This window comes from Bradyrhizobium sp. (assembly GCF_049798375.1).
GTDB lineage: Bacteria > Pseudomonadota > Alphaproteobacteria > Rhizobiales > Xanthobacteraceae > Bradyrhizobium.
Genome location: NZ_JBARGP010000576.1, coordinates 1 through 20,314, shown reverse-complemented (window position 1 = coordinate 20,314; position 20,314 = coordinate 1). Strand labels below are relative to the sequence as shown.

14 protein-coding genes and 1 pseudogene are annotated in these 20,314 nt (G+C 63.9%); 6 read left to right on the top strand and 9 right to left on the bottom strand.

Annotation, left to right across the window (positions count from 1 at the left end; all coding sequences use genetic code 11):
- Nucleotides 1–73: 73 nt before the first annotated feature.
- The gene (gene murA, locus WA702_RS23115; protein ID WP_425112879.1) at nucleotides 74–2,017 is read right to left on the bottom strand and encodes a UDP-N-acetylglucosamine 1-carboxyvinyltransferase; all 1,944 of its coding nucleotides are present in this window, start codon (nucleotides 2,015–2,017) and stop codon (nucleotides 74–76) included.
- Between the two features lie 344 nt (nucleotides 2,018–2,361).
- Here murA and WA702_RS23110 point away from each other — a divergent pair, with 344 nt between their 5' ends.
- Nucleotides 2,362–2,982 carry a Uma2 family endonuclease gene (locus WA702_RS23110; RefSeq protein ID WP_425112878.1) on the top strand — a complete coding sequence of 207 codons (621 nt, stop codon included), beginning with the start codon at nucleotides 2,362–2,364 and terminating at the stop codon, nucleotides 2,980–2,982.
- Nucleotides 2,983–3,052: 70 nt separating this feature from the next.
- Here WA702_RS23110 and gyrB read toward each other — a convergent pair whose 3' ends face one another.
- The 5 genes from gyrB to rpsT form a co-directional block, all read right to left on the bottom strand.
- Nucleotides 3,053–5,488, bottom strand: a complete 2,436-nt coding sequence (gene gyrB, locus WA702_RS23105) for a DNA topoisomerase (ATP-hydrolyzing) subunit B (RefSeq protein ID WP_425112877.1) — start codon at nucleotides 5,486–5,488, stop codon at nucleotides 3,053–3,055.
- Nucleotides 5,489–5,760: 272 nt separating this feature from the next.
- Entirely contained in the window at nucleotides 5,761–6,900 is a 1,140-nt protein-coding gene (recF, locus tag WA702_RS23100) for a DNA replication/repair protein RecF (protein WP_425112876.1), read from the bottom strand.
- Between the two features lie 231 nt (nucleotides 6,901–7,131).
- Nucleotides 7,132–8,250 carry a DNA polymerase III subunit beta gene (gene dnaN, locus WA702_RS23095; RefSeq protein ID WP_425112875.1) on the bottom strand — a complete coding sequence of 373 codons (1,119 nt, stop codon included), beginning with the start codon at nucleotides 8,248–8,250 and terminating at the stop codon, nucleotides 7,132–7,134.
- A 295-nt stretch (nucleotides 8,251–8,545) separates the two neighbouring features.
- Nucleotides 8,546–9,976, bottom strand: a complete 1,431-nt coding sequence (gene dnaA, locus WA702_RS23090) for a chromosomal replication initiator protein DnaA (protein ID WP_425112874.1) — start codon at nucleotides 9,974–9,976, stop codon at nucleotides 8,546–8,548.
- A gap of 1,366 nt (nucleotides 9,977–11,342) precedes the next feature.
- Complete coding sequence (gene rpsT / locus WA702_RS23085) at nucleotides 11,343–11,609, bottom strand: 30S ribosomal protein S20 (protein ID WP_425112873.1); 267 nt, start codon at nucleotides 11,607–11,609, stop codon at nucleotides 11,343–11,345.
- Nucleotides 11,610–12,083: 474 nt separating this feature from the next.
- Here rpsT and WA702_RS23080 point away from each other — a divergent pair, with 474 nt between their 5' ends.
- Both WA702_RS23080 and WA702_RS23075 read left to right on the top strand, forming a co-directional pair.
- On the top strand, nucleotides 12,084–12,401 hold the full coding sequence (locus WA702_RS23080; RefSeq protein ID WP_425112872.1) for a hypothetical protein: 318 nt from the start codon (nucleotides 12,084–12,086) through the stop codon (nucleotides 12,399–12,401).
- A gap of 92 nt (nucleotides 12,402–12,493) precedes the next feature.
- Nucleotides 12,494–13,213 carry a polysaccharide biosynthesis/export family protein gene (locus WA702_RS23075; protein WP_425112871.1) on the top strand — a complete coding sequence of 240 codons (720 nt, stop codon included), beginning with the start codon at nucleotides 12,494–12,496 and terminating at the stop codon, nucleotides 13,211–13,213.
- 9 nt (nucleotides 13,214–13,222) lie between these two features.
- Here WA702_RS23075 and WA702_RS23070 read toward each other — a convergent pair whose 3' ends face one another.
- Nucleotides 13,223–13,894 (bottom strand): dienelactone hydrolase family protein, encoded by a 672-nt coding sequence (locus tag WA702_RS23070; RefSeq protein ID WP_425112870.1) that lies wholly within the window; start codon nucleotides 13,892–13,894, stop codon nucleotides 13,223–13,225.
- A gap of 63 nt (nucleotides 13,895–13,957) precedes the next feature.
- Nucleotides 13,958–14,231, bottom strand: a pseudogene (locus tag WA702_RS23065) (hypothetical protein).
- Nucleotides 14,232–14,590: 359 nt separating this feature from the next.
- On the opposite strand from WA702_RS23065, the gene WA702_RS23060 reads away from it, so the two are divergent.
- The 3 genes from WA702_RS23060 to WA702_RS23050 all read left to right on the top strand — a co-directional run bounded on the left by WA702_RS23060 (nucleotide 14,591) and on the right by WA702_RS23050 (nucleotide 18,711).
- On the top strand, nucleotides 14,591–15,082 hold the full coding sequence (locus WA702_RS23060) for a (2Fe-2S)-binding protein (RefSeq protein ID WP_425112869.1): 492 nt from the start codon (nucleotides 14,591–14,593) through the stop codon (nucleotides 15,080–15,082).
- Nucleotides 15,079–17,373 carry a molybdopterin cofactor-binding domain-containing protein gene (locus WA702_RS23055; protein WP_425112868.1) on the top strand — a complete coding sequence of 765 codons (2,295 nt, stop codon included), beginning with the start codon at nucleotides 15,079–15,081 and terminating at the stop codon, nucleotides 17,371–17,373. The genes WA702_RS23060 and WA702_RS23055 overlap by 4 nt, the downstream gene beginning before the upstream one ends.
- 240 nt (nucleotides 17,374–17,613) lie before the next feature.
- The gene (locus tag WA702_RS23050; RefSeq protein WP_425112867.1) at nucleotides 17,614–18,711 is read left to right on the top strand and encodes an HD-GYP domain-containing protein; all 1,098 of its coding nucleotides are present in this window, start codon (nucleotides 17,614–17,616) and stop codon (nucleotides 18,709–18,711) included.
- A 251-nt stretch (nucleotides 18,712–18,962) separates the two neighbouring features.
- Here WA702_RS23050 and WA702_RS23045 read toward each other — a convergent pair.
- On the bottom strand, nucleotides 18,963–20,314 hold a 1,352-nt coding region (locus WA702_RS23045), incomplete at its 5' end, for an amidohydrolase (RefSeq protein WP_425112866.1).

The window sequence follows — 20,314 nt, the reverse complement described above, 5'->3', positions numbered from 1 at the left end:
CATCGTGCTGCTGCTGCGGCAACCAGCACCGGCGCGGTGAAGTTGGCCCCCCGAGTGGCGCCAGCCCAATGCACTACCGCTCCCGTGCCGGCACGCGTGTGATCTTCGCACCCAGCCCGTTCAGCCGCTCGTCGATGCGCTCATAGCCGCGTTCGATCTGGTCGGCGTTGTTGATCGTGCTGGTGCCTTCGGCCGAGAGGGCGGCGAGCAGCATGGCCATGCCGGCGCGGATGTCGGGGGAGATCATGGAGGCGCCGCGCATCCGGCTCGGGCCGGCGACGATGGCACGGTGCGGGTCGCACAGCACGATGCGCGCGCCCATCGCGATCAGCTTGTCGACGAAGAACATCCGCGATTCGAACATCTTCTCGAACATCAGGATCACGCCCTCGCATTGCGTGGCGGTGACGATCGCGATCGACATCAGATCCGCCGGGAACGCCGGCCAGGGCTGGTCCTCCAGCTTCGGCACGTGGCCGCCAAAATCGTCCTGGATCTTCAGCGTCTGATTGGAGGGCACGATGAGATCGTCGCCCTCGACGCGGCAGACGATGCCGAGCCGCTCAAAACCCATGCGGATCGAGCGCAGATGCTCGACGCCGGCGCGCACGATACGGAGCGGCGAGCGCGTCACGGCGGCAAGCCCGATCAGCGAGCCGACCTCGATATGGTCGGGCTGAATCCGGTAGCTCGTTTCGCCCAGCGTGGCCGGGCCATGCACGATCATGGTGTTGGTGCCGATCCCCTCGATCTTCGCGCCGAGCGCGTTCAACCGCTCGTCGATGCGTTCATAGCCGCGCTCGATCTGGTCGGCGTTGTTGATGGTCGAGGTGCCCTCGGCGCAGACGGCGGCGAGCAGCATCGCCATGCCGGCGCGGATGTCGGGCGAGATCATTGAGGCGCCGCGCAGCCGGCTGGGGCCGGCGACGATGGCGCGATGCGGATCGCACAGCACGATGCGCGCGCCCATCGAGATCAGCTTGTCGACGAAGAACATCCGCGACTCGAACATCTTCTCGAACATCAGGATCAGGCCGGCGCACTGGCTCGCGGTGACGATCGCGATCGACATCAGGTCGGCCGGGAAGGCGGGCCAGGGCTGGTCTTCCAGCTTCGGCACGTGGCCGCCGAAATCGTCCCTGATCTTCAAGCTCTGGTCGGACGGCACGATCAAATCGTCGCCGGTGACCTCGCAGACGATGCCGAGCCGCTCGAACCCCATCCGGATCGAGCGCAGATGCTCGGTGCCGGCGCGCACGATGCGCAGGGGCGAGCGCGTCACCGCGGCAAGCCCGATCAGCGAGCCGACCTCGATATGGTCGGGCTGGATGGCGTAGCTCGCCTGGCCTAGCGTGGCCGGGCCGTGGATCACCATGGTGTTGGTACCGATGCCCTCGATATTGGCGCCCAACGCGACCAGGAAATGGGCGAGGTCCTGCACGTGCGGCTCGGAGGCCGCGTTGCGCAGATAGGTCGTGCCGTGCGCGGCAACCGCAGCGACCAGTGCGTTCTCGGTGGCGGTGACACTGGGCTCGTCGAGGAAGACGTCGGCGCCCTTGAGCTGGCTTGCGCGCAGCTCGATCTTGTCGGTCGCGGTCACGGTGGCGCCGAGCTGCTCGAACGCCAAAAAGTGGGTGTCGAGACGACGCCGGCCGATCACGTCGCCGCCCGGCGGCGGTAGCGCCACCTGGCCGCAACGGGCGAGCAGGGGGCCGGCGAGCAGGATCGAGGCGCGGATGCGGATGCACAGCTCCGGATCGAGATCGGCGGCGCGGATCTCCTTGGCGTGGATCGCAAGCCGGTTCCGGCCGCGCCATTCGGCAGAAGCGCCAACCGATCTGATCAGCTCGACCAGGGTCTCGGTGTCGCGGATGCGCGGAACGTTGTCGAGCGTGACCGGATGTTCGGTCAGCAGCGCCGCGGCGATGATCGGCAGCGCGGCGTTCTTGTTGCCCTGGGGCTCGATGGCGCCCTTCAACCGGTGGCCGCCCTCAATGATGTATTGGATCGGCGCCATGCAGTCTCGCGTCCGTGTTCGAAGCCCTGGTTATATTTCGATGCGCCTCAGTCGGAAATGCCGCGGTCTGCAGATCGGAAGCGAGATACTGGGTATCACATCTCGCCTCGCTACGCCCTGGAATTCTTAGGCTGGAATTGAGCCGATCGTTGGCGGTCGAACTCAACTCGACCTTTCGAAGTTCAGTGGGCCTATCAACAATCGACCAATGCCGCTCCAAAGTCTGGTCTTGAACCCTGCGTCGCTACAGGAGCCGGCGCGGATCCGGATCGGCCCCATCCGACGCGAGGCGTCCTTACCCTGACGGGGTAGAGTTGGCGAGGGGATAATGATAAAGTTCCAGAATGCGGCTGTCGTCGATAAACAAGCTCTCTCCGGAACAGTTCTTCGCCTGGCTGCCTGGGCAGGAAGGGCGGTACGAACTCGTCGACAGTGAGGTCGTGATGATGGCCGGGGCTGGCCGGCGGCACGATCGTGTCGTGGTCAACCTGATCGCCACGATGGACGGACAATTGCGATCCGGTCCTTGTCAAACTTTCACGGGTGATACCTACGTTTCGACGTCGCCCACGACGCGGCGCATGCCTGATGTGGGCGTTGACTGCGGGAAGCCGGACGAGGAGTCACTGGAAGCCGACAAACCTGCGCTGCTGATCGAAGTGCTCTCTCCAACGACGCGCGCCATGGACGTCACGATCAAGCTGCAGGAATATCAAGCGCTCGACGCGCTAGAGTACGTGTTGCTCGTCGATACGGAAAATCCCAAGGTTCAATTCCATTTCCGAAAAGGCGATCGAAGCTGGACGTCGGCGGTGGTCGAGGGCCTCGAAGCATCGATCATGTTCGCGAAGCTGCACATGGAGCTGAAGCTCTCCGACGTCTATCGTGCGTTGGAGTTTCGACCAAAGCCGGGACTTGTTCAGGTCGAGGCAGAACAGCCCGGATCGACCCGTGCTTCGGAATAAGCAGGGATCTCGCAGCACCGACAGCAGGCAGATGCCGGCTGAGGATCTTGCCCACCAATAGCCGTCGACACTACACGTCGACGTTGGCGCTCAGCGAGTTGTCCTGGATGAACTCGCGGCGCGGCTCGACCACGTCGCCCATCAGCTTGGTGAAGATGTCGTCGGCCTCGTCGACCTCCTTGACCTTCACCTGCAGCAGGGTGCGCGCCTCGGTGTCGAGCGTGGTTTCCCAGAGCTGCTGCGGGTTCATCTCGCCGAGACCTTTGTAGCGTTGCATGGTGATGCCCTTGCGACCGGCATCGGTCACCGCCTCGAACAGATCGACCGGGCCGTGAATCACGGTCTCGGTCTCGCCGCGGCGTAGAACGCCCGGCCGGGCATAGGCCTCCTGCAGGCGCGGCGCGTATTCGTCGAGCTTGCGTGCATCGGTGGAGGCTAGCAGGGCATCGTCGATCACGGCGACGTCCTTTACGCCGCGTACGGTGCGCTCGAACGTGAAGCCCTGGCCTTCGGTAAAATGACCGATCCAGCCCCGCTCGACTTCGTCGGCCAGCACATCGAGCCGCCTGGCGATGTAGTCGGCAGCGGCCTCGGCTGTCTCCAGATTGTCAACGACCTCATGACGCAAGACGCCGGCGATCGCGGCCTGCTCGACCACCTTACGGTCGTAGCGGCTGTGCAGATTGCCCAGCACGTTGCGGACGATGCGCGCGTCGTCGACCAGCGACAGCAGGTCGCGTCCCTTGCGGTCCTCACCGGAGGCCGTCTTGAACAAGCAATCATTGAGCCCGACCGAAATCAGGTAGTCGTCCAGCGCGCGTTGGTCCTTGAGGTACTGCTCGGACTTTCCGCGCGTCACCTTATAGAGCGGCGGCTGGGCGATATAGAGATGGCCGCGATCGATGATCTCGCGCATCTGCCGGTAGAAGAAGGTGAGCAGCAGCGTGCGGATATGGGCGCCGTCGACGTCGGCGTCGGTCATCACGATGATCTTGTGATAACGCAGCTTGTCGGCCGAGAAGTCGTCACTGATGCCGGTGCCGAGCGCGGTGATCAGGGTGCCGCTCTGCTCGCTCGACAGCATCTTGTCCGGACGCACGCGCTCGACATTGAGGATCTTGCCGCGCAGCGGTAGCACCGCCTGGAATTCGCGGTTGCGGCCCTGCTTGGCGCTGCCGCCTGCCGAGTCGCCCTCGACGATGAACAGCTCGGACTTGGCCGGATCCTTCTCCTGGCAGTCGGCGAGCTTGCCGGGCAGCGAGGAGATCGCGAGCGGGCTCTTGCGGGTCAGCTCGCGCGCTTTTCGCGCGGCTTCGCGTGCGGCGGCCGCCTGGATCACCTTGCCGACCACCACCTTGGCCTCTGCCGGGTGCTCCTCGAACCAGGCCGACAGCGCCTCGTTCAGGACGTTCTCGACCACGGGCCGCACTTCGGAGGACACCAGCTTGTCCTTGGTCTGCGAGGAGAACTTCGGGTCTGGCACCTTCACCGACAGCACCGAAGTCAAACCTTCGCGGCAATCGTCGCCGGTCAGCGCGATCTTTTCCTTTTTCGCATTGGCCTCGGCATAGCCGTTGACCTGACGCGTCAGCGCGCCGCGGAAGCCGGCGAGATGGGTGCCGCCGTCACGCTGCGGAATATTGTTGGTGAAGCACAGCACGTTTTCATGGTAGCTGTCGTTCCACCACAGCGCGGCCTCGACCGTGATGCCGTTGGCTTCCGAGCGCACGATGATCGGCGCCGGCATGATCGCCTTCTTGTTGCGATCGAGATATTTGACGAATTCCTCGACGCCGCCGGAATAGTGCATCTCCTCGCGCTTCTCGACCGCGTGGCGCATGTCGGACAGCACGATGTTAACGCCGGAATTGAGGAAGGCGAGCTCGCGCAGGCGATGCTCGAGCGTCGCGTAGTCGTATTCGATGTTCTTGAAGGTCTCTGGCGAGGCGTGGAAGGTCACCTCGGTGCCGCGTTTGCCATGGGCATCACCGACCACCGCAAGCGGCGCCACGGCATCGCCGTGCGCGAACTCGATCAGGTGCTCCTTGCCCTGGCGCCAGATGCGCAGCTGCAGCTTGCTCGACAGCGCGTTGACGACGGAGACGCCGACGCCATGCAGGCCGCCGGAAACCTTGTAGGAGTTCTGGTCGAATTTGCCGCCGGCGTGGAGCTGGGTCATGATGACCTCTGCCGCCGAGACGCCTTCCTCCTTGTGGATGTCGACCGGAATGCCGCGGCCGTCGTCGCGCACGGTGACGGAATTGTCGGGATTGAGGACCACCTCGACCGCGGTGGCATGGCCTGCGAGTGCTTCGTCGATCGCGTTGTCGACGACCTCATAGACCATGTGGTGCAGGCCGGAGCCGTCATCGGTATCGCCGATATACATGCCAGGCCGCTTGCGCACGGCATCCAGGCCCTTCAGCACCCGGATCGATTCTGCACCGTATTCGCTCGCGACGGCAGGCTCGGTTTCGGCGATCGATTGCCGGGCGGGTTCGGTCATGTGAAGCCTTTGAGGGGTGCTCGAATCAGCGATATGCGGCGCCATGCTGAGGCGCGTATTTGTGCCATGAAAGAGGCCACGCGCCTAGCGCAAAGTGGCACTCGTTAAGATATTGAAGAGATAGAATTTTTTAATGGTTTTTCAAGGCGCATAAGGGCTGGATTTGCAAGCCCTTCAAGCCTGAATCGAGGGCTTGTTTTGGTCCCGCAAAACGCCGGATTTTCGAGCCGTTCAAGTGGCGTGCGACAGGCCTATTTTTCAGCGTACCGACGTCACGCCGCGCGGCGTGCGATCCGGCCCGCTTCGACGTCGAAGATCTCGCCTGCAGGTCCGAGCTCGGCGAAAGCGGCCGGGTCGGCGCCGGTCAGCCAGACCTGCGCGCCGAGCGTGCCGAGTTCGGTGAACAAAGCGGCACGGCGGGTGGGATCGAGGTGGGCAACGATCTCGTCGAGCAGCAGCAGCGGCACGATATCTGTGGTTTCCGCCACCAGCGTCGCATGCGCGAGGATCAGGCCGATCAACAGCGCTTTCTGCTCGCCGGTCGAAGCATCGCGCGCCGGCATGCTCTTCGGCGCATAGACGATTTGCAGGTCGGTCAGATGCGGACCGTCGAGCGTGCGGCCGGCGGCGGCGTCGCGGGCGCGGCTGTCGCGCAGCATGGCGCGGTAGCGGTCTTCGACCGCGAGCGCGGGCTCTGACAGCAGTGCGTTCTCCATCCAGCCGTCGAGCGCAATTTCGGCCGAGGGGAAGGCGGAGGCGGCACCGCGGGCACGCAGCATCGCGGCCAGCTTGACGGCGGTGTGACCGCGGCTCGCAGCGACGGCGACCGCAAGTTCCGCGGTCTCGCGCTCGATCGCTTCGCACCAATGGTCATCAAAATTGCGCACCTCGAGCAGCCGGTTGCGCGAGCGCAAGGAACGCTCCAGTGCCGAGACGCGGCTGGAATGCTGGCTGTCGATTGCCAGCACCAGCCGGTCGAAGAAGCGCCGCCGCTCGGACGCCGAGCCCATGAACAGCCCGTCCATTGCCGGCGTCAGCCAGACCATGCGGATATGGTCGCCGAAGGCGGTCGCCGAGCCCACAGGCTCGCGGTCGATCCGGCAGCGCCGCGTCGTATTGGCATCACTGCGCGGCGGCTCGATGCCGGTGCCGAGCACGGTCAGCCCGAGTGCGCCCTCGACCTCCGCCGAGACGGCCCAGGAGCCGTCGCCCTGGTTATCGGCAACGTCCTCCAGCGTGGCACGGCGTAAGCCGCGGCCGGGCGCGAAGAACGAGATCGCCTCCAGGCAATTGGTCTTGCCGGCGCCGTTGGCGCCGACCAGCGCGATCATATCGGCATGCGCTTCCACGCTTGCGGAGCGGTAGCTGCGAAACTGCGTCAGCGCCAGGCGATGGATGCGGGAAGGGGTCATGAAAGGGCGCAGCGCGTGATCTCGGTCGTCCGTCATTGCGAGGAGCCGAAGGCTACGAAGCAATCCAGACTTCGTTTCTTTTGGCGCTGGATTGCGTCGCTTCGCTCGCAACGACGGCGCTACTGAGCGGGAAACGTAGGGTGGGCAACGACGTGCAGCGCCGTGCCCACGGCCTGTCAGCTTAGATGGTGGGCACGCTACGCTTTGCCCACCCTACGCAGCCGGGTCACGTCACACCCGCATCGGCATCAGCACGTAGAGCGCGGCCGAATTGTTCTTGTCCTGGACCAGGGTCGGCGAGCCCGGATCGGCCAGCCGCAACACCGCGACGTCGCCCTCGATCTGCGCGGCGATGTCCATCAAATAGCGCGAGTTGAAGCCGATATCGAGCGCGTCGGAGGCGTATTCGACCTCGAGTTCCTCGGTGGCGCTGCCGGAGTCGGGATTGGTCACCGAAAGTATGAGCTTGCCGGGGGACAGAGCCAGCTTCACGGCGCGGCCACGCTCTGAGGAAATGGTGGAGACGCGGTCAACGGCGGCGGCGAAGTCGCCTTTGTCGACGACCAACTCCTTGTCGTTGTTCTGCGGAATGACGCGGCCGTAATCGGGGAAGGTGCCGTCGATCAGTTTCGAAGTCAGAACCACCTGGCCGAGGGTGAAGCGGATCTTGCCCTGCGACAGCTCGATCTTGATCTCGCTGGTATTGTCCTCGATCAGGCGCTGCACCTCGCCGACAGTCTTGCGCGGCACGATCACGCCGGGCATGTCGGCGGCGCCCTTCGGCTGCGGTAGGTCGACCTGGGCGAGCCGGTGGCCGTCGGTCGCAACGCCGCGCAGGGTGGCCTGCACGCCGCTGCCGGCCGCGTGCAGGAAGATGCCGTTCAGATAATAGCGGGTCTCTTCGGTCGAGATCGCAAACTGGGTGCGGTCGATCAGGTCCTTCAGGTCGCGGGCGCCGAGCGAGAAGGCATGCGTCATGTCGCCAGCAGCGAGATCCGGGAAGTCGGTCTCCGGTAGTGTCTGCAAGGTGAAACGCGAGCGGCCGGCGCGGATCGCCAGCACGGCGCGCTCGCCATCGCTTTCCAGCACGATCTGGGAGCCGTCGGGCAGCTTGCGCACGATGTCATAGAACATGTGGGCCGGCACCGTGGTCGAGCCGGCGGTCGCCGTCTCCGCGGGCAGCGTCTCCGTCACCTCGAGATCGAGATCGGTCGCCTTCAGTGCAAGCTGCGTGTTCTCGGCGCGGATCAGCACGTTGCCGAGGATTGGAATGGTGTTGCGCCGTTCGACCACGCGATGGACGTGACCCAGCGACTTCAGGAGTTGCGCGCGTTCGACGGTGACCTTCATTGCAATACCCGCGAGTTCCCACTGAGCCTGTCGTTAGGAAATGCCGGCGGGCTTTTGGGCAGCGCCGCGGCCGATGACACCCCGCTCCCGGTCAAAGCCTCGATCAAAGTCTCGATCAAAGCCTTGGGCGCAGGGGGAGCGTAAAGTGGCGCGGATGCGGCGCAAGTGCAAGAGATGGGGCGGCCATTTCCAAGGTTTCGGCAGCCGCCGAGAGCCCTGCAGCCCGGCTGGGGCGGGACAAACCGATAAGGCGGCGGGAGCCCGACATTCTGTCCAGGCTCCGCCAGCGGAATGCCTATTCCTGGAGCTGGCGCTTGAGGGATTCGACCTCTTCCGACAGCGCGGTGTCCTTGCCGACCAACCCCTCGATCTTGCGCACGGCATGCAGCACCGTGGTGTGGTCGCGTCCGCCAAAGCGGCGGCCGATCTCGGGCAGCGAGCGCAGCGTCATGGTCTTGGCCAGATACATCGCGACCTGGCGCGGGCGCACCACATTGGCGGTGCGGCGCGAGGACAGCAGGTCGGAACGGCTGACATTGTACTGCCGCGCCACCACCCGCTGGATGTCCTCGATCTTGATGCGCTTCGGCTCCGAGGGGCGGATCAGGTCGCGAACCTCGCGCTCGGCCATCTCCAAGGTCACCGGCTGGTTGTTGAGCTTGGAGTGCGCGAGCAGGCGGTTGATGGCGCCTTCGAGGTCGCGGCCATTATGGGTGATGGCGCGAGCGAGATAATCCAGCACGGGCTCCGGCACGTCGAAGCTCGCATGATGGCTGCGGGCCGCTGCAACGCGCGACTTGAGAATGCCGAGCCGCAAGTCTTCGCCGAGCGTGCCCATTTCGACCACGAGGCCGCCGGCCAGGCGCGAGCGGACGCGGTCGTCGAGGCTTTCGAGATCGGACGGCGGACGGTCGGCTGCGATCACGACCTGGCGGCCGGCGTCGATCAGCGCGTTCAGCGTGTGACAGAACTCGGCCTGGGTCGACTTGCCCTGCAGGAATTGCAGGTCGTCGATGACCAGCACGTCGATGCCGCGTAGCGCTTCCTTGAAGGCCAGCGCCGTCTGCGTCTTCAGCGCGGCGACAAAGCCGTACATGAATTTCTCGGCGGTGAGATACAGCACCTTGCGCTCGCCACCGGCATTGCCGGCAAAGGTCACGGCCTGCAACAGATGCGTCTTGCCGAGGCCGACACCGGCGTGGATGTAGAGCGGATTGAACATCACGGGATCGCCGCGGCGGCCTTCGGCCACCTGGCGGGCAGCGGCCTGCGCCAGCGTGTTGGAGCGACCGACCACGAAGCTTGCGAAAGTGAGGCGGGGATCAAGCGGCGAGCCGCCGAGCGCGTCATGGCTGGTCGCGATCGGCGCCGCCATGGTCGTGCGCTGCTCGATTCCTCCACGGTTGTCGGTGCGCTCGGGACGGCGCGCTTCGACCGGCGCCGGCACTTCCTTGACTGGTGCCACTTGGCGCATCGCCGTGCGCACGGTGAGATCGATGCGGTGCACCTCCGGCATCTCGGCCTGCCAGCACGTCAGCACGCGCTCGGAATAATGCGCCTGAATCCAGCTCTTCAGGAAGCGCGTCGGGACCGACAGGCGGACGCTTTCGTCCTGAACGCCTTCCAGGTCCATCCGCGCGAACCAGCTGGTGTAGACATCCTCGCCGACGCTCGAGCGCAGGCGACCTTTGACACGAGACCAGCGATCCTGTTCCGAATTTGTCATTGCTGTCGTAACTTTTCGAATTGAGTGATGGGTGCCGTATGAAATGCCGTGCAGACGCGCTGCCACGGCATGACCTCGAGGCGGAATTCAAACTCCAGAAACAGCTCCGCCGCTCGGCGCTGATGCCGATGCACAGATCAAGGCTGTCTGAAGTATCGTCTCCGTGAGGTCAGCGCGTACTCGACGGCCTTGCCGGAGAAAGCGCAGGGGGACCCACAGGAAGTCCCATGGCCGAACGACTGAACGCCAAGCGGCCGGAAAGAGTCGCTAAGAGGTCGCGATCCGGAACCAGTTGTTGGTGTGAAACCGCAAAGTGTCCGTAAAGCATGCAACCTCCCCGCCCCGCCGCGATCGCTCACGGCAAGTTGTCATTTCACACATGTCTCAAAAGCAGCCGCATCCGAACCCCCAAGGTTCATCCGCTACGCCGCCACATCCCGTCTATTGTCCCGCTCGCAAACGCTGCCTCGCCACGTCTGCCGGTTCGACCTCATCTCGTATTTCTCTTGTTCAAAACCACGAGACATGGATGCCCCGTCCGAGAAATTTCGACATAGTCCAACTGTCACCCATACCGCTATGGATCACGAACCGACATTCGCTTGGAGCCTCACTAACGCGCACACCGCCGCCGATTTGCGCGTCCGCCCCGTTTCCAAAACCGCGCTGGTCTTAAAGATCGTGGGCGCCGCGAGCGATTAAAGAAATACACGATGCGCCGGTTCTCGCAATCCATTTGATCGGCGCACTGCAGCGAGTCTTCGCAGCAGTTGCGACGACACGTTGCGCGTTAAGAAAGCATGTTCTTGAATCAGCGCGAGGAATCTCGCGTGTGACGAAGCAGCGTGTGCGCCCAAAATTTTTCATAAAATATTTACGTTTGTCCGTCGCGCGACTGCTTTTCCAAACAGTTGGACTCGCTATGCGCTTAAGTCATTTTCGAGACGGTGTTTTTTGCGATTATTTTTTTGGGGTAACTCCTCTCTCGCGGCGCATGCGATGTGAATCTCCCGGCCTGCTCTATTGACAATACTGTGCAAGCAAAAATGCCGACAAACGCGCGTGCGTTGCAGGTGGGATAAATTTATCACCGCGTAAGATTACGGAATGCATGCGCAAAAAACGCGAACACGGAACGACCGCGACCGCCGCGATGTTGCATGATCGCTTGCGCGTTCGCGCGTGCATGATCGCGTGCGCGTTGCGCCGAACAGAAGACTGCTCTGAAAAATTGTCCTGAAAAGAAAAAGCCCGGCATTGCCGGGCTTCGTCAATTACAACTTTCGTCGGTCGCAATACCGCGCGATCACGTCACCCGTCGCGTTCACCTGATCGAGTTCACTCGACCAAGTTCACTCGATCCAGTTTACTTGGCGAGCTTCGCGATCTGATGCGAGAGGCGCGACACTTTGCGGCTCGCATTGTTCTTATGGATGATATTGCGCTGGGCGGCGCGCATCAGCTGCGGCTCGGCGTTCGCCATGGCCTTCAGCGCCGCGTCGCGATCGCCCTTCTTGATCGCTTCCTCGACGGTGCGCACCGCGCCGCGCATTTGCGTGCGGCGCGACTTGTTGACGATGGTGCGACGGGCAATCTTGCGCGTCGCCTTCTTGGCGGAGGTCGTATTGGCCATGCTCTCAAATATCCTTCGGCGGCGATCCCTCGCCGCAATTTGCGGATACGCGGCAAACGGTCGCCGCAAGCGGCCCGATCGACGCGATAGGTTTGTCCGGACGCCTCTCTGAGAATGTCGTGACCGCAGCAAAATGCCCGATCGGCGCCGCTCAAAGAACAGCGGCGGCGGGACTGCGCCCACCGCCATTTCCGGCCCTTATAGAGGCCGCCTTGTCGAGCGTCAACGGGCTCTGCGGACCGAAAGTCGCCGAAAACCGCCCCGTCCGCCGTCCGTAACCTCCTGACGCGGTTGAATTTCCGCAAGCGCCCCGCTATGCCCTAGCTGCACGGGCAACAATAGCGTGGCTCGTGTTCCCCGGACGCATCTTGAGCGTTGCTTGGGCGCCAACATTATTGCCGTGCCGCCCCTGGTCTGCACGCGCGAATATTGGTCCCGATGCGAGCGGCACAGCAAAGGGGGCGGGGTTAGGGCATGATCCGCGGTTTTTTCCGACTTCTGGGGCTGTTGCTGCTGGCCGGCGGGTTCATCTTCATGGTCTATGACGGCGCCCGCTGGGTGGCCGACCAGACCCTGCAATTCACCCGCTTCGGCCAGTTCTGGAACGACGTCAACCAGTCCAGCCAGGCTGCTTTCCACGCCTGGGTCGACAGCAAGGCGCCCTGGCTGTGGGAGTGGATCGTCAAGATTATCCTGAACCAGCCGGTGTTCGCGGTGCTCGGCCTGCTCGGCATCATCCTGATACTGGTGTTCCGTCCGCGTCGGCCGCTGATCGGCTATTCGCGCGATTGAAGGCATCCGTTGCTGCCTCATCAGGCGAGGCCAACGGTTTGTTAACCCTAACGGGGCATCACTAGAGCCTACCGCTTTAAGGGATTGCTCTAGTGCGCGCGTTTTTCCTGCCGGTCATTGTCATCGCCATCGCGACGTTGCTGTCGGGGTGCATGCAGACGCTCTCCCCCGTGGCCATCGGTGGCTCGCAGAGCGATCTTGACGCCATGGCTTATGGCCCACCGCCGGTGTCGCGCTCGGTTGCCGTGGCCCGATCAAGCGGCGGCGCGATCGATGCCTTGCGCAATTCCTTTGCCGCTACGCCGCGCGCCGGCTATGCCGCTCCCGTGCCTGTCGCCTACGCGCCACGCGACTCCGTCTATCAGCTCGATGCCGGCGACAAGCTGCGCGTCGTGGTCTATGGCCAGGAAGGCCTCACCAACACCTATGCGATCGATGCCTCCGGATCGATCACGATGCCGCTGATCGGCAGCGTGCATGCGCGCGGCCGCAGCACCGCCGGGCTTGCGGCCGACATCACGGCGAAGCTGCGCAACGGCTATATCCGCGAGCCGTCGGTCGCAGTCGAGATCGAGTCCTACCGGCCGTTCTTCATCCTCGGCGAAGTGCAGGCGCCCGGCCAATATCCCTATGTGCCGAACATGACGGTCGAGAGCGCGATCGCAATCGCCGGCGGCTTCTCAGCCAGGGCCAAGCGCGACATCGTCACGCTCACCCACACCGATGGCGCTGGCGCGCTGCGCTACGAGGTGCCGCTCGGCACCTCGCTCAAGCCCGGCGACACGGTCCAGGTCGGCGAGCGCTGGTTCTGAAGACGTCTGCTATGTCAGGTGTTGCGCGAAAAATCCCATCGCGCGCGGCCAGGCGAGGTCGGCGCTGGCCTTGTCGAAGCTCGGCCGCTCGTCGCAGCTGAAGCCATGCTGCGCGCCGGGATAGACGAAGATCTCGACCTCGGGACGCTTGGCCCTGATGGTCTCGACGTCGCCGAGCGGAATGCCTGAATCCTTTTCGCCGAAATGCAGCTGCGCCGGTACCTGCGGCTTGTCGTCGGCGAAGCGCACGATGGCGCCGCCGTAATAGCCCACCGCGGCCTTGAGGCCCGACAGCTTGGTCGCCGCCGCGTAGGCGACGCTGCCGCCGAGGCAGAAGCCGATGATGCCGACCGGGCCCACATCCTTCACCGCATCGATCGCGGCCTGAGTGTCGCGCAGCATCGCCGGCCAATCGGGATTGGCGACGAATTTGCGCGCCACCGCGATCTCTTCCGGAGAATAGCCTGATGTGAAGCCGGGCTCGACGCGATCGAAGATCGAGGGCGCCACCGCGACATAGCCTTCGGCGGCGATACGGTCGCAGACGTGGCGGATGTGGTGATTGACGCCAAAAATCTCCTGGATCACGACGATCGCGCCTTTCGGCTTGGTGGTGGGATCAGCGCGATAAGCGCCGAGCTTGAAACCGTCCGAGGCGGTGAGCTTGATATCCTGTCCCACGGTGCATTCATTCCTTGCTGATGAGTAGTCTGGGTGAGAGGGCGCTGTGCCCGCGAATTGAACCTATTGCCACATCCAGTCTGCGCCGTGCTCCTGTTTCCAGCCGGTCAGGCGACCTCTGCGAAATTTCAGAAACAGGCGATCGTGGTGCGGGATCAGTCCGCTGCCGCCGAGATCGCGGAAAGCAAGATAGATGTCCGCGCCGGGTCGTCCACTGACGCGCTGTAGCGGCTGCCCCAGCGCGCGAGGTCTCGCCTACATCCATGCCGAAGGCAAGCGGCGTGTTGTTGGATAAAGTCGCTGTGAAGGGCAGGCGATGAATGCAGTCGGGCGCGATCTACTGCGCTTGTGCCCTGCTGTCGCAAGCCCGAGCGCCAGGGCGGCGCAGGCGAATCGGAGCGATGGCATCATGAGGCTGTCCTCGACGGTGTCGGGCACGCGGCCATTGTAGACCGATCCATTGCGCGCCGAAAACCGCCGGCCTTCGGCTCTCCGCTGGTATCTCGTGCGGCGGAGTTTCTGCGTCGCACAACATGGCGTGCCGATTTTCGCTCACGCGATTTCAAATCTCGTTGCGCGTTCACGGGAACGCGATCATTCTTGCCGCCAAGCGGATGCCGACCCGGTGGGCATTCGTGACCCATAAAGTGAGTTGCCGCCGTAAGCGGCACCCGCACCGGCAGGGGAAGAAACAGAATGGCTACTCTCAACATCAACGGACATAACATGTCCGTCGATGCGGCGAATGATACGCCGCTGCTATGGGCCATCCGCGAGCAATTGCAGATGACCGGCACCAAGTTCGGATGCGGCGCAGGGCTGTGTGGCGCCTGCACCGTTCACGTCAACGGCGAGGCGGTGCGCTCGTGCCAGACCATGGTCGGCGATGTCGCCGGCAAGAAGATCACCACCATCGAGGGGCTGTCGCAGAAGGGTGATCATCCGCTGCAGAAGGCGTGGATCGCCGAGCAGGTGCCGCAATGCGGCTACTGCCAGTCCGGCCAGATCATGCAGGCGGCCTCGCTGCTCGCCCATAACAACAATCCGACCAAGGAAGAGATCGTCGAGCACATGGATGGCAATCTCTGCCGTTGCATGACCTATTCGCGAATCCAGAAGGCGATCATGCGTGCGGCATCCGAGATGCGCACCGCCTCCAACACCTCGAGCGACCGGAGGCCGACATGAACAGCCATGTGAAGCCTGCATCAGGCGAACAGGTCACACGCGAGACCACCGATCTCAGCCGCCGCTCGTTCCTGATCGGCAGCGCCGCCTGCGGCCTCGTGCTCGGTTATGCCGGCATGCCGGATGTAGCGCTCGCCGCCGCGCCGGCGAATGTGGAGCCCAGCGTCTGGTACGCGATCGCACCCGACGGCTTGGTCACCGTGACGTGCGGCAAGGCCGACATGGGTCAGCACATCGCCTCCACCATGGCGCAGATCATCTGCGAGGAGCTCGGCGCGGCCTGGAAGGACATGCGCGTGCAGCTCGCCTCCAATGATCCGAAGTTCAACGATCCGGTGCTCGGCGCGCAGATCACCGGCGGCAGCTGGAGCACGATGATGAATTTCGACGCGATGAGCCGGGCCGGCGCGGCCGGGCGGATCGCGTTGACGGATGCCGCGGCTAGCGCGATGGGCGTCCCTGCCGGCGAACTCGTGGTGCGCGAATCTGCAGTGACGCATCCGAAGTCGAAGAAGTCGATGAGCTTTGCCGAGATCGTCAAGAGCGGCAAGGCGACCAAGACCTTTACGCCGGACGAGCTGAAGGCGATCACGCTGAAGACGCCGGATCAATACACCATGATCGGCGTCTCGGTGCCGCAGCTCGACATCCCCTCGAAGGTGAACGGCACGGCCAAATACGGCATCGATACCATGCTGCCTGGCATGGTCTACGGCAAGGTCGTCACCCCGCCGGTGCGCTTCGGCGCCACCGTCAAATCGGTCGACGATAGCGCTGCGAAGAAGGTGCCGGGCTTCATCAAGGCGGTGACGCTCGACGACAAGACCAACACGACCAGCGGCTGGGTGGTCGCGGTCGCCAACACCTACACCAATGCCCGCAAGGCGGCGGATGCGCTGAAGATCACCTACGACAACGGTCCCTATGCCAATGTCTCCAGCGAGACGCTGCAGACCGAGGCCAAGCGGCTGCAGGCGGAGACCGATTCCGGTCAGTTCTTCGTCAAGGACGGCGATCCCGCGGCGGCGCTGGCCAATGCAGCCAAGGTCGTCGAGGCGGAGTACACCACCAGCATCAACATCCATGCGCCGCTGGAGCCGATGAATGCCACGGCGGAGTTCAAGGGCGACATCCTGCACGTCTACACCGGTAATCAGTTCGCGACCCGCTCCGGCGCGATCGCGGCGGGGGCGGCCGGGATCGATCCGAAATATGTCGTGATGCATCAGGCCTGGCTCGGCGGCGGCTTCGGCCGCAGGCTCGATGCCGACATGACCGTGCCGGCGGTGCAGGCGGCGAAGGCGGTGGGCAAGCCGGTCAAGGTGATCTATTCCCGCGAGAATGACATGACGATGGATTTCTCGCGGCCGCTGACCTACCAGAAAGTCAAGGCCGGGCTCGATGGCGACGGCAAGCTGATCGCGCTCAGCCATGACGTCGTCTCGGCGTGGCCGACCGCGCGCTGGGGCATCCCCGATTTCCTGTCGCCTTCGGCCGACAAGAAGGGGCCGCTCGATGCCTTCACGGTGAACGGCGCCGACTTCTTCTACAGCGTGCCCAACCATCATGTGCGCGCGATCAAGAACGAGCTCGCCCATAATGCAACGCCGTCCGGGCAGCTTCGCTCGGTGGCGCCGGGCTGGACGTTCTGGGCGGTCGAAAGCATGATCGACGAGCTCGCGCATGCGGCCGGCCAGGATCCTGCCCAGTTCCGCATCGCGCTGCTCGACGGCAAGGGCGCCAACGATGGCGGCGCGCAGCGGCTGCGCAACACGCTGCTCGCGGCCATGGGCCTTGCCGGCTACGGCACCCGGCAACTGCCCAAGGGCGAAGGTATGGGCGTGGCCTGCGTGTCTTCGCAGGAACGCAAGACCGCAAGCTGGACCGCCTGCGTCGCCCATGTCGCGGTGGCGCCGTCCGGCGAGGTCAAGGTGAAGAAGCTGACGGTGGCGACCGATGTCGGCACCCAGGTGCATCCCGACAACATCCATGCCCAGGTCGAGGGCGCGGCGCTGTGGGGATTGTCGCTGGCGCTGTACGAAAAGGCGACGTTGAAGGATGGCGGCATCGAGCAGACCAACTTCGACAGCTACAAGCCGCTGCGGATGAGCCAGATGCCGGAGGTCGCAGTCAGCGTCATCGCCAACGGCGAGCCCGCCACCGGCGTCGGCGAGCCTGCGGTGACCGTGATCGCGCCGGCGCTCGGCAACGCCATCTTCAACGCCTGCGGCGCGCGTGTTCGCGGTCTGCCAATGACGGCCGAGGCGGTGAAGGCGGCGATGAAGGCCTAGAACGTCGCGGATAGCCGCAGCAAATAACACCGATCGGAACCGCCGGAGGCCAGCCTTCGGCGGTTCCTTGATTCAAACTGTCTTCAAATTAGGTCGATTATCGCAATACGTTCAACGAGGTAATCGCACCGAAGCAGACAGCTTGAACATGCTTATTAAGATGTAGCGAACCCCTCGCCGGTTAGATTATGCCGCAAGTCCACTCCGCGAAGTCCATACTGCCCCGTGCATGAGAGAGCCATGACTGCGACAGCCCAGCAATCCGTATCCAAGCGCCATTTGCTGCTTGCTTCGGACCGGAGCGACCAGAGCGGCGAGCTCTTCAAGATCCTGAGCTCGGTCGGCGATGTCGAGGCGATGCCGACCTCCGACATTCCGGAAAACCCTGAAGGCCGCTTCTCGGGTGTCGTCGTCGACATCAACATGCGCTCGCCCGAGAGCGTGCAGCGGGTGCGCAAGAAGCTCGCCTCCCGCGCCTATAGCGATATGCCGCGGCTGTTCGTGCTGGCCGAGGCGCTGCACCATGCGACCATGCAGGCCTGGGCGCTCGGCGCCACCGACACTATCGCGCGGCCGTTCTCCCCTGCCGACATGCTGCAGCGGATTCGTGCCTCGTTCCCCGCCAATGACGGCTACGACGAGACCGATCGCGGCAAGCAGCTCAATCGCGGTGTCGCTGCCGGCCATGAGGTGATGGCCCAGATGTTCGAGAAGCTGCCGGCCGGCCGCGCGCTGACGATGGATGATATCATCGCGGCCGAGAACAAGATCCTCAAGGCGATCAAGCATTCCTCCTTGCGCGAATGGCTGACGGCGGTCGGCTGCCATCACAACGACACCTATCGCCATTGCTTGTTCGTGACCGGATTTGCCGTCGGATTCGCGCTGCATCTCGGCATGCGCGACGACGATCAGCGCCGCCTGGTTCGTGCGGCGCTACTGCACGATGTCGGCAAGGCGTTCGTGCCCGCCGTGCTGCTCGACAAGTACGGCAAGCTCAATGCGGATGAGATCACCGTCCTGCGCCAGCATCCACGCCGCGGCTACGAGGCGCTCGCCGCGCAAGGTGGCTTCCCGCCGGAGATGCTGGACGCGGTCCTGCATCATCACGAATTTCTCGACGGCTCCGGCTATCCGAACGCGCTGCACAGCGAGCAGATCAGCGATATCGTGCGGCTGATCACGATCGTCGATATCTACGCGGCATTGATCGAGCGGCGCGCCTATCGGCCGCCATTCCCGCATGCGCGTGCGTTCGCGATCATGGAGAACATGGGCCCCAAACTCGACCAGCAGCTGCTGCAGGCATTCCGCCCGGTGGCGATGGGCGCGCACTGAGCGGCGAACGCGTGCCTCGTAACAGCCGCGAGTGGCAGCGCAGCACGACCGCAAGACAGGTTCGAGTTCACCGCCGGATCGACAAACTCCGCTGTCATCCCGGCCTCGCGGCGGGACCCATAGCCACCAGCCGGAATTGCTTTCCCGTCCTGGAGCCACGGCGTGAGCCCGCCACGACCGACGGTGTGTACGGATCCCGGCTTTCGCTGGGATGACAGCGTTGGTTGGGAGGTTAGGGGACAATCAACTCTCTATTTAGCCCGCGTCTCCAGTTCGGCGAACGGCGCGGCTGCGTAGACCACCTCGCCGCCGACCATGGTGAGCAGCGATCGGATCTTGCTGACCTCGTTAACCGGCGCGGTCATGTAGTCGGCTGTGAGTACGGCGAGGTCGGCATATTTGCCCGTCTCGAGCGCGCCGCGTTTATCGTCGTCATGCGCCATGAAGGCCGGAGCGCGCGTATACATCTGCAGTGCCTGTGCGCGGCTCGGGGCTTCCGTTTCGTCTCTGGTCTGCACGCCGCCGATCGTGGTGCCATCGAGATACCATTGCAACGAGACGAACGGATTGTAGGACGACACCCGATGCGCGTCGGTGCCGCCCGCAACCGTGAGCCCCAGCTTCAATGCGGTCGCGATCCGCGGCATCGCGCGCACGGCCTCCTTGCCGACATCCTGCTGCAGCCGCTCGCCACCGAAATAGAGCCCGTCCTGCACGCCCCAGATCAGACCGAGCGTCTGCATCCGCTTCAGGCTGGCTTCCGAGGCGTCGTAGAGGTGCAGCACGGTCCATCTGAGGTCGCGGACCGGAATGTCCTTGTTGATGTCCTCGACGATGTCGAGCAGGTCGTGCACGGTGCGATCGGGATTCCAATGGATCTGGATCGTGTAGCCCTTCGAGGCGGCCCAGTGCAGCAGTTCCGAAAGCTTGGCCTTACCGTCCGGCGTGATGTCGCCGTCGGTCCAATCGGCCCAGATCAGGATCTCGCCGGGACCGTTGAAGTGCAGCATGTCGTCGCCAAACCCCTGCGGCAGCAGGTGCGTCAGGTTCTGCAACTCGGCGAGCTCGCTGCCGGGTTTGGGCGCGCAGAGATGATAGGCGATGCGCACGGTCAGCTGCTTGTCGTGCCACAGCTTGAACAACGCCTGGTAGTTCGCCGGATACATGCTGACGCCGCCGCCATCGATGATGCCGGTGATGCCGAGGCTGTTCATCTCGCGGAAGAACCGCTTCGAGCCGTCGACCTGCTGCGCCGGTGTCGGCTTCGGCAGGTGGTCGAATATCTTGCCGAGCGCGCTGCCGCCGGCGACGATCACGCCGGTCGGCCTGCCGTCGGTACCGCGTTCGAGCTTGCCGCCGGGCGCGACATCGGTGTCCTCCTTGATGCCGAGCGTCGTCATCGCCTTCGGCGACAGCAGCAACCAGTCGTAGAGATGCTGGATGTAGACGGGATTGCCGGGCGCGACGTCCGCGATCTCCGCCGGTGTCGGCCGGCGCTTCTCGGCGAACTGCTCCTCGGTCCAGCCGCCCGCCACCACAATCCATGAGCCCGGCGCCTGCGCTTTGGCTGCCGCATGTATTTTCTCGATGGCGTCCTTCAGCG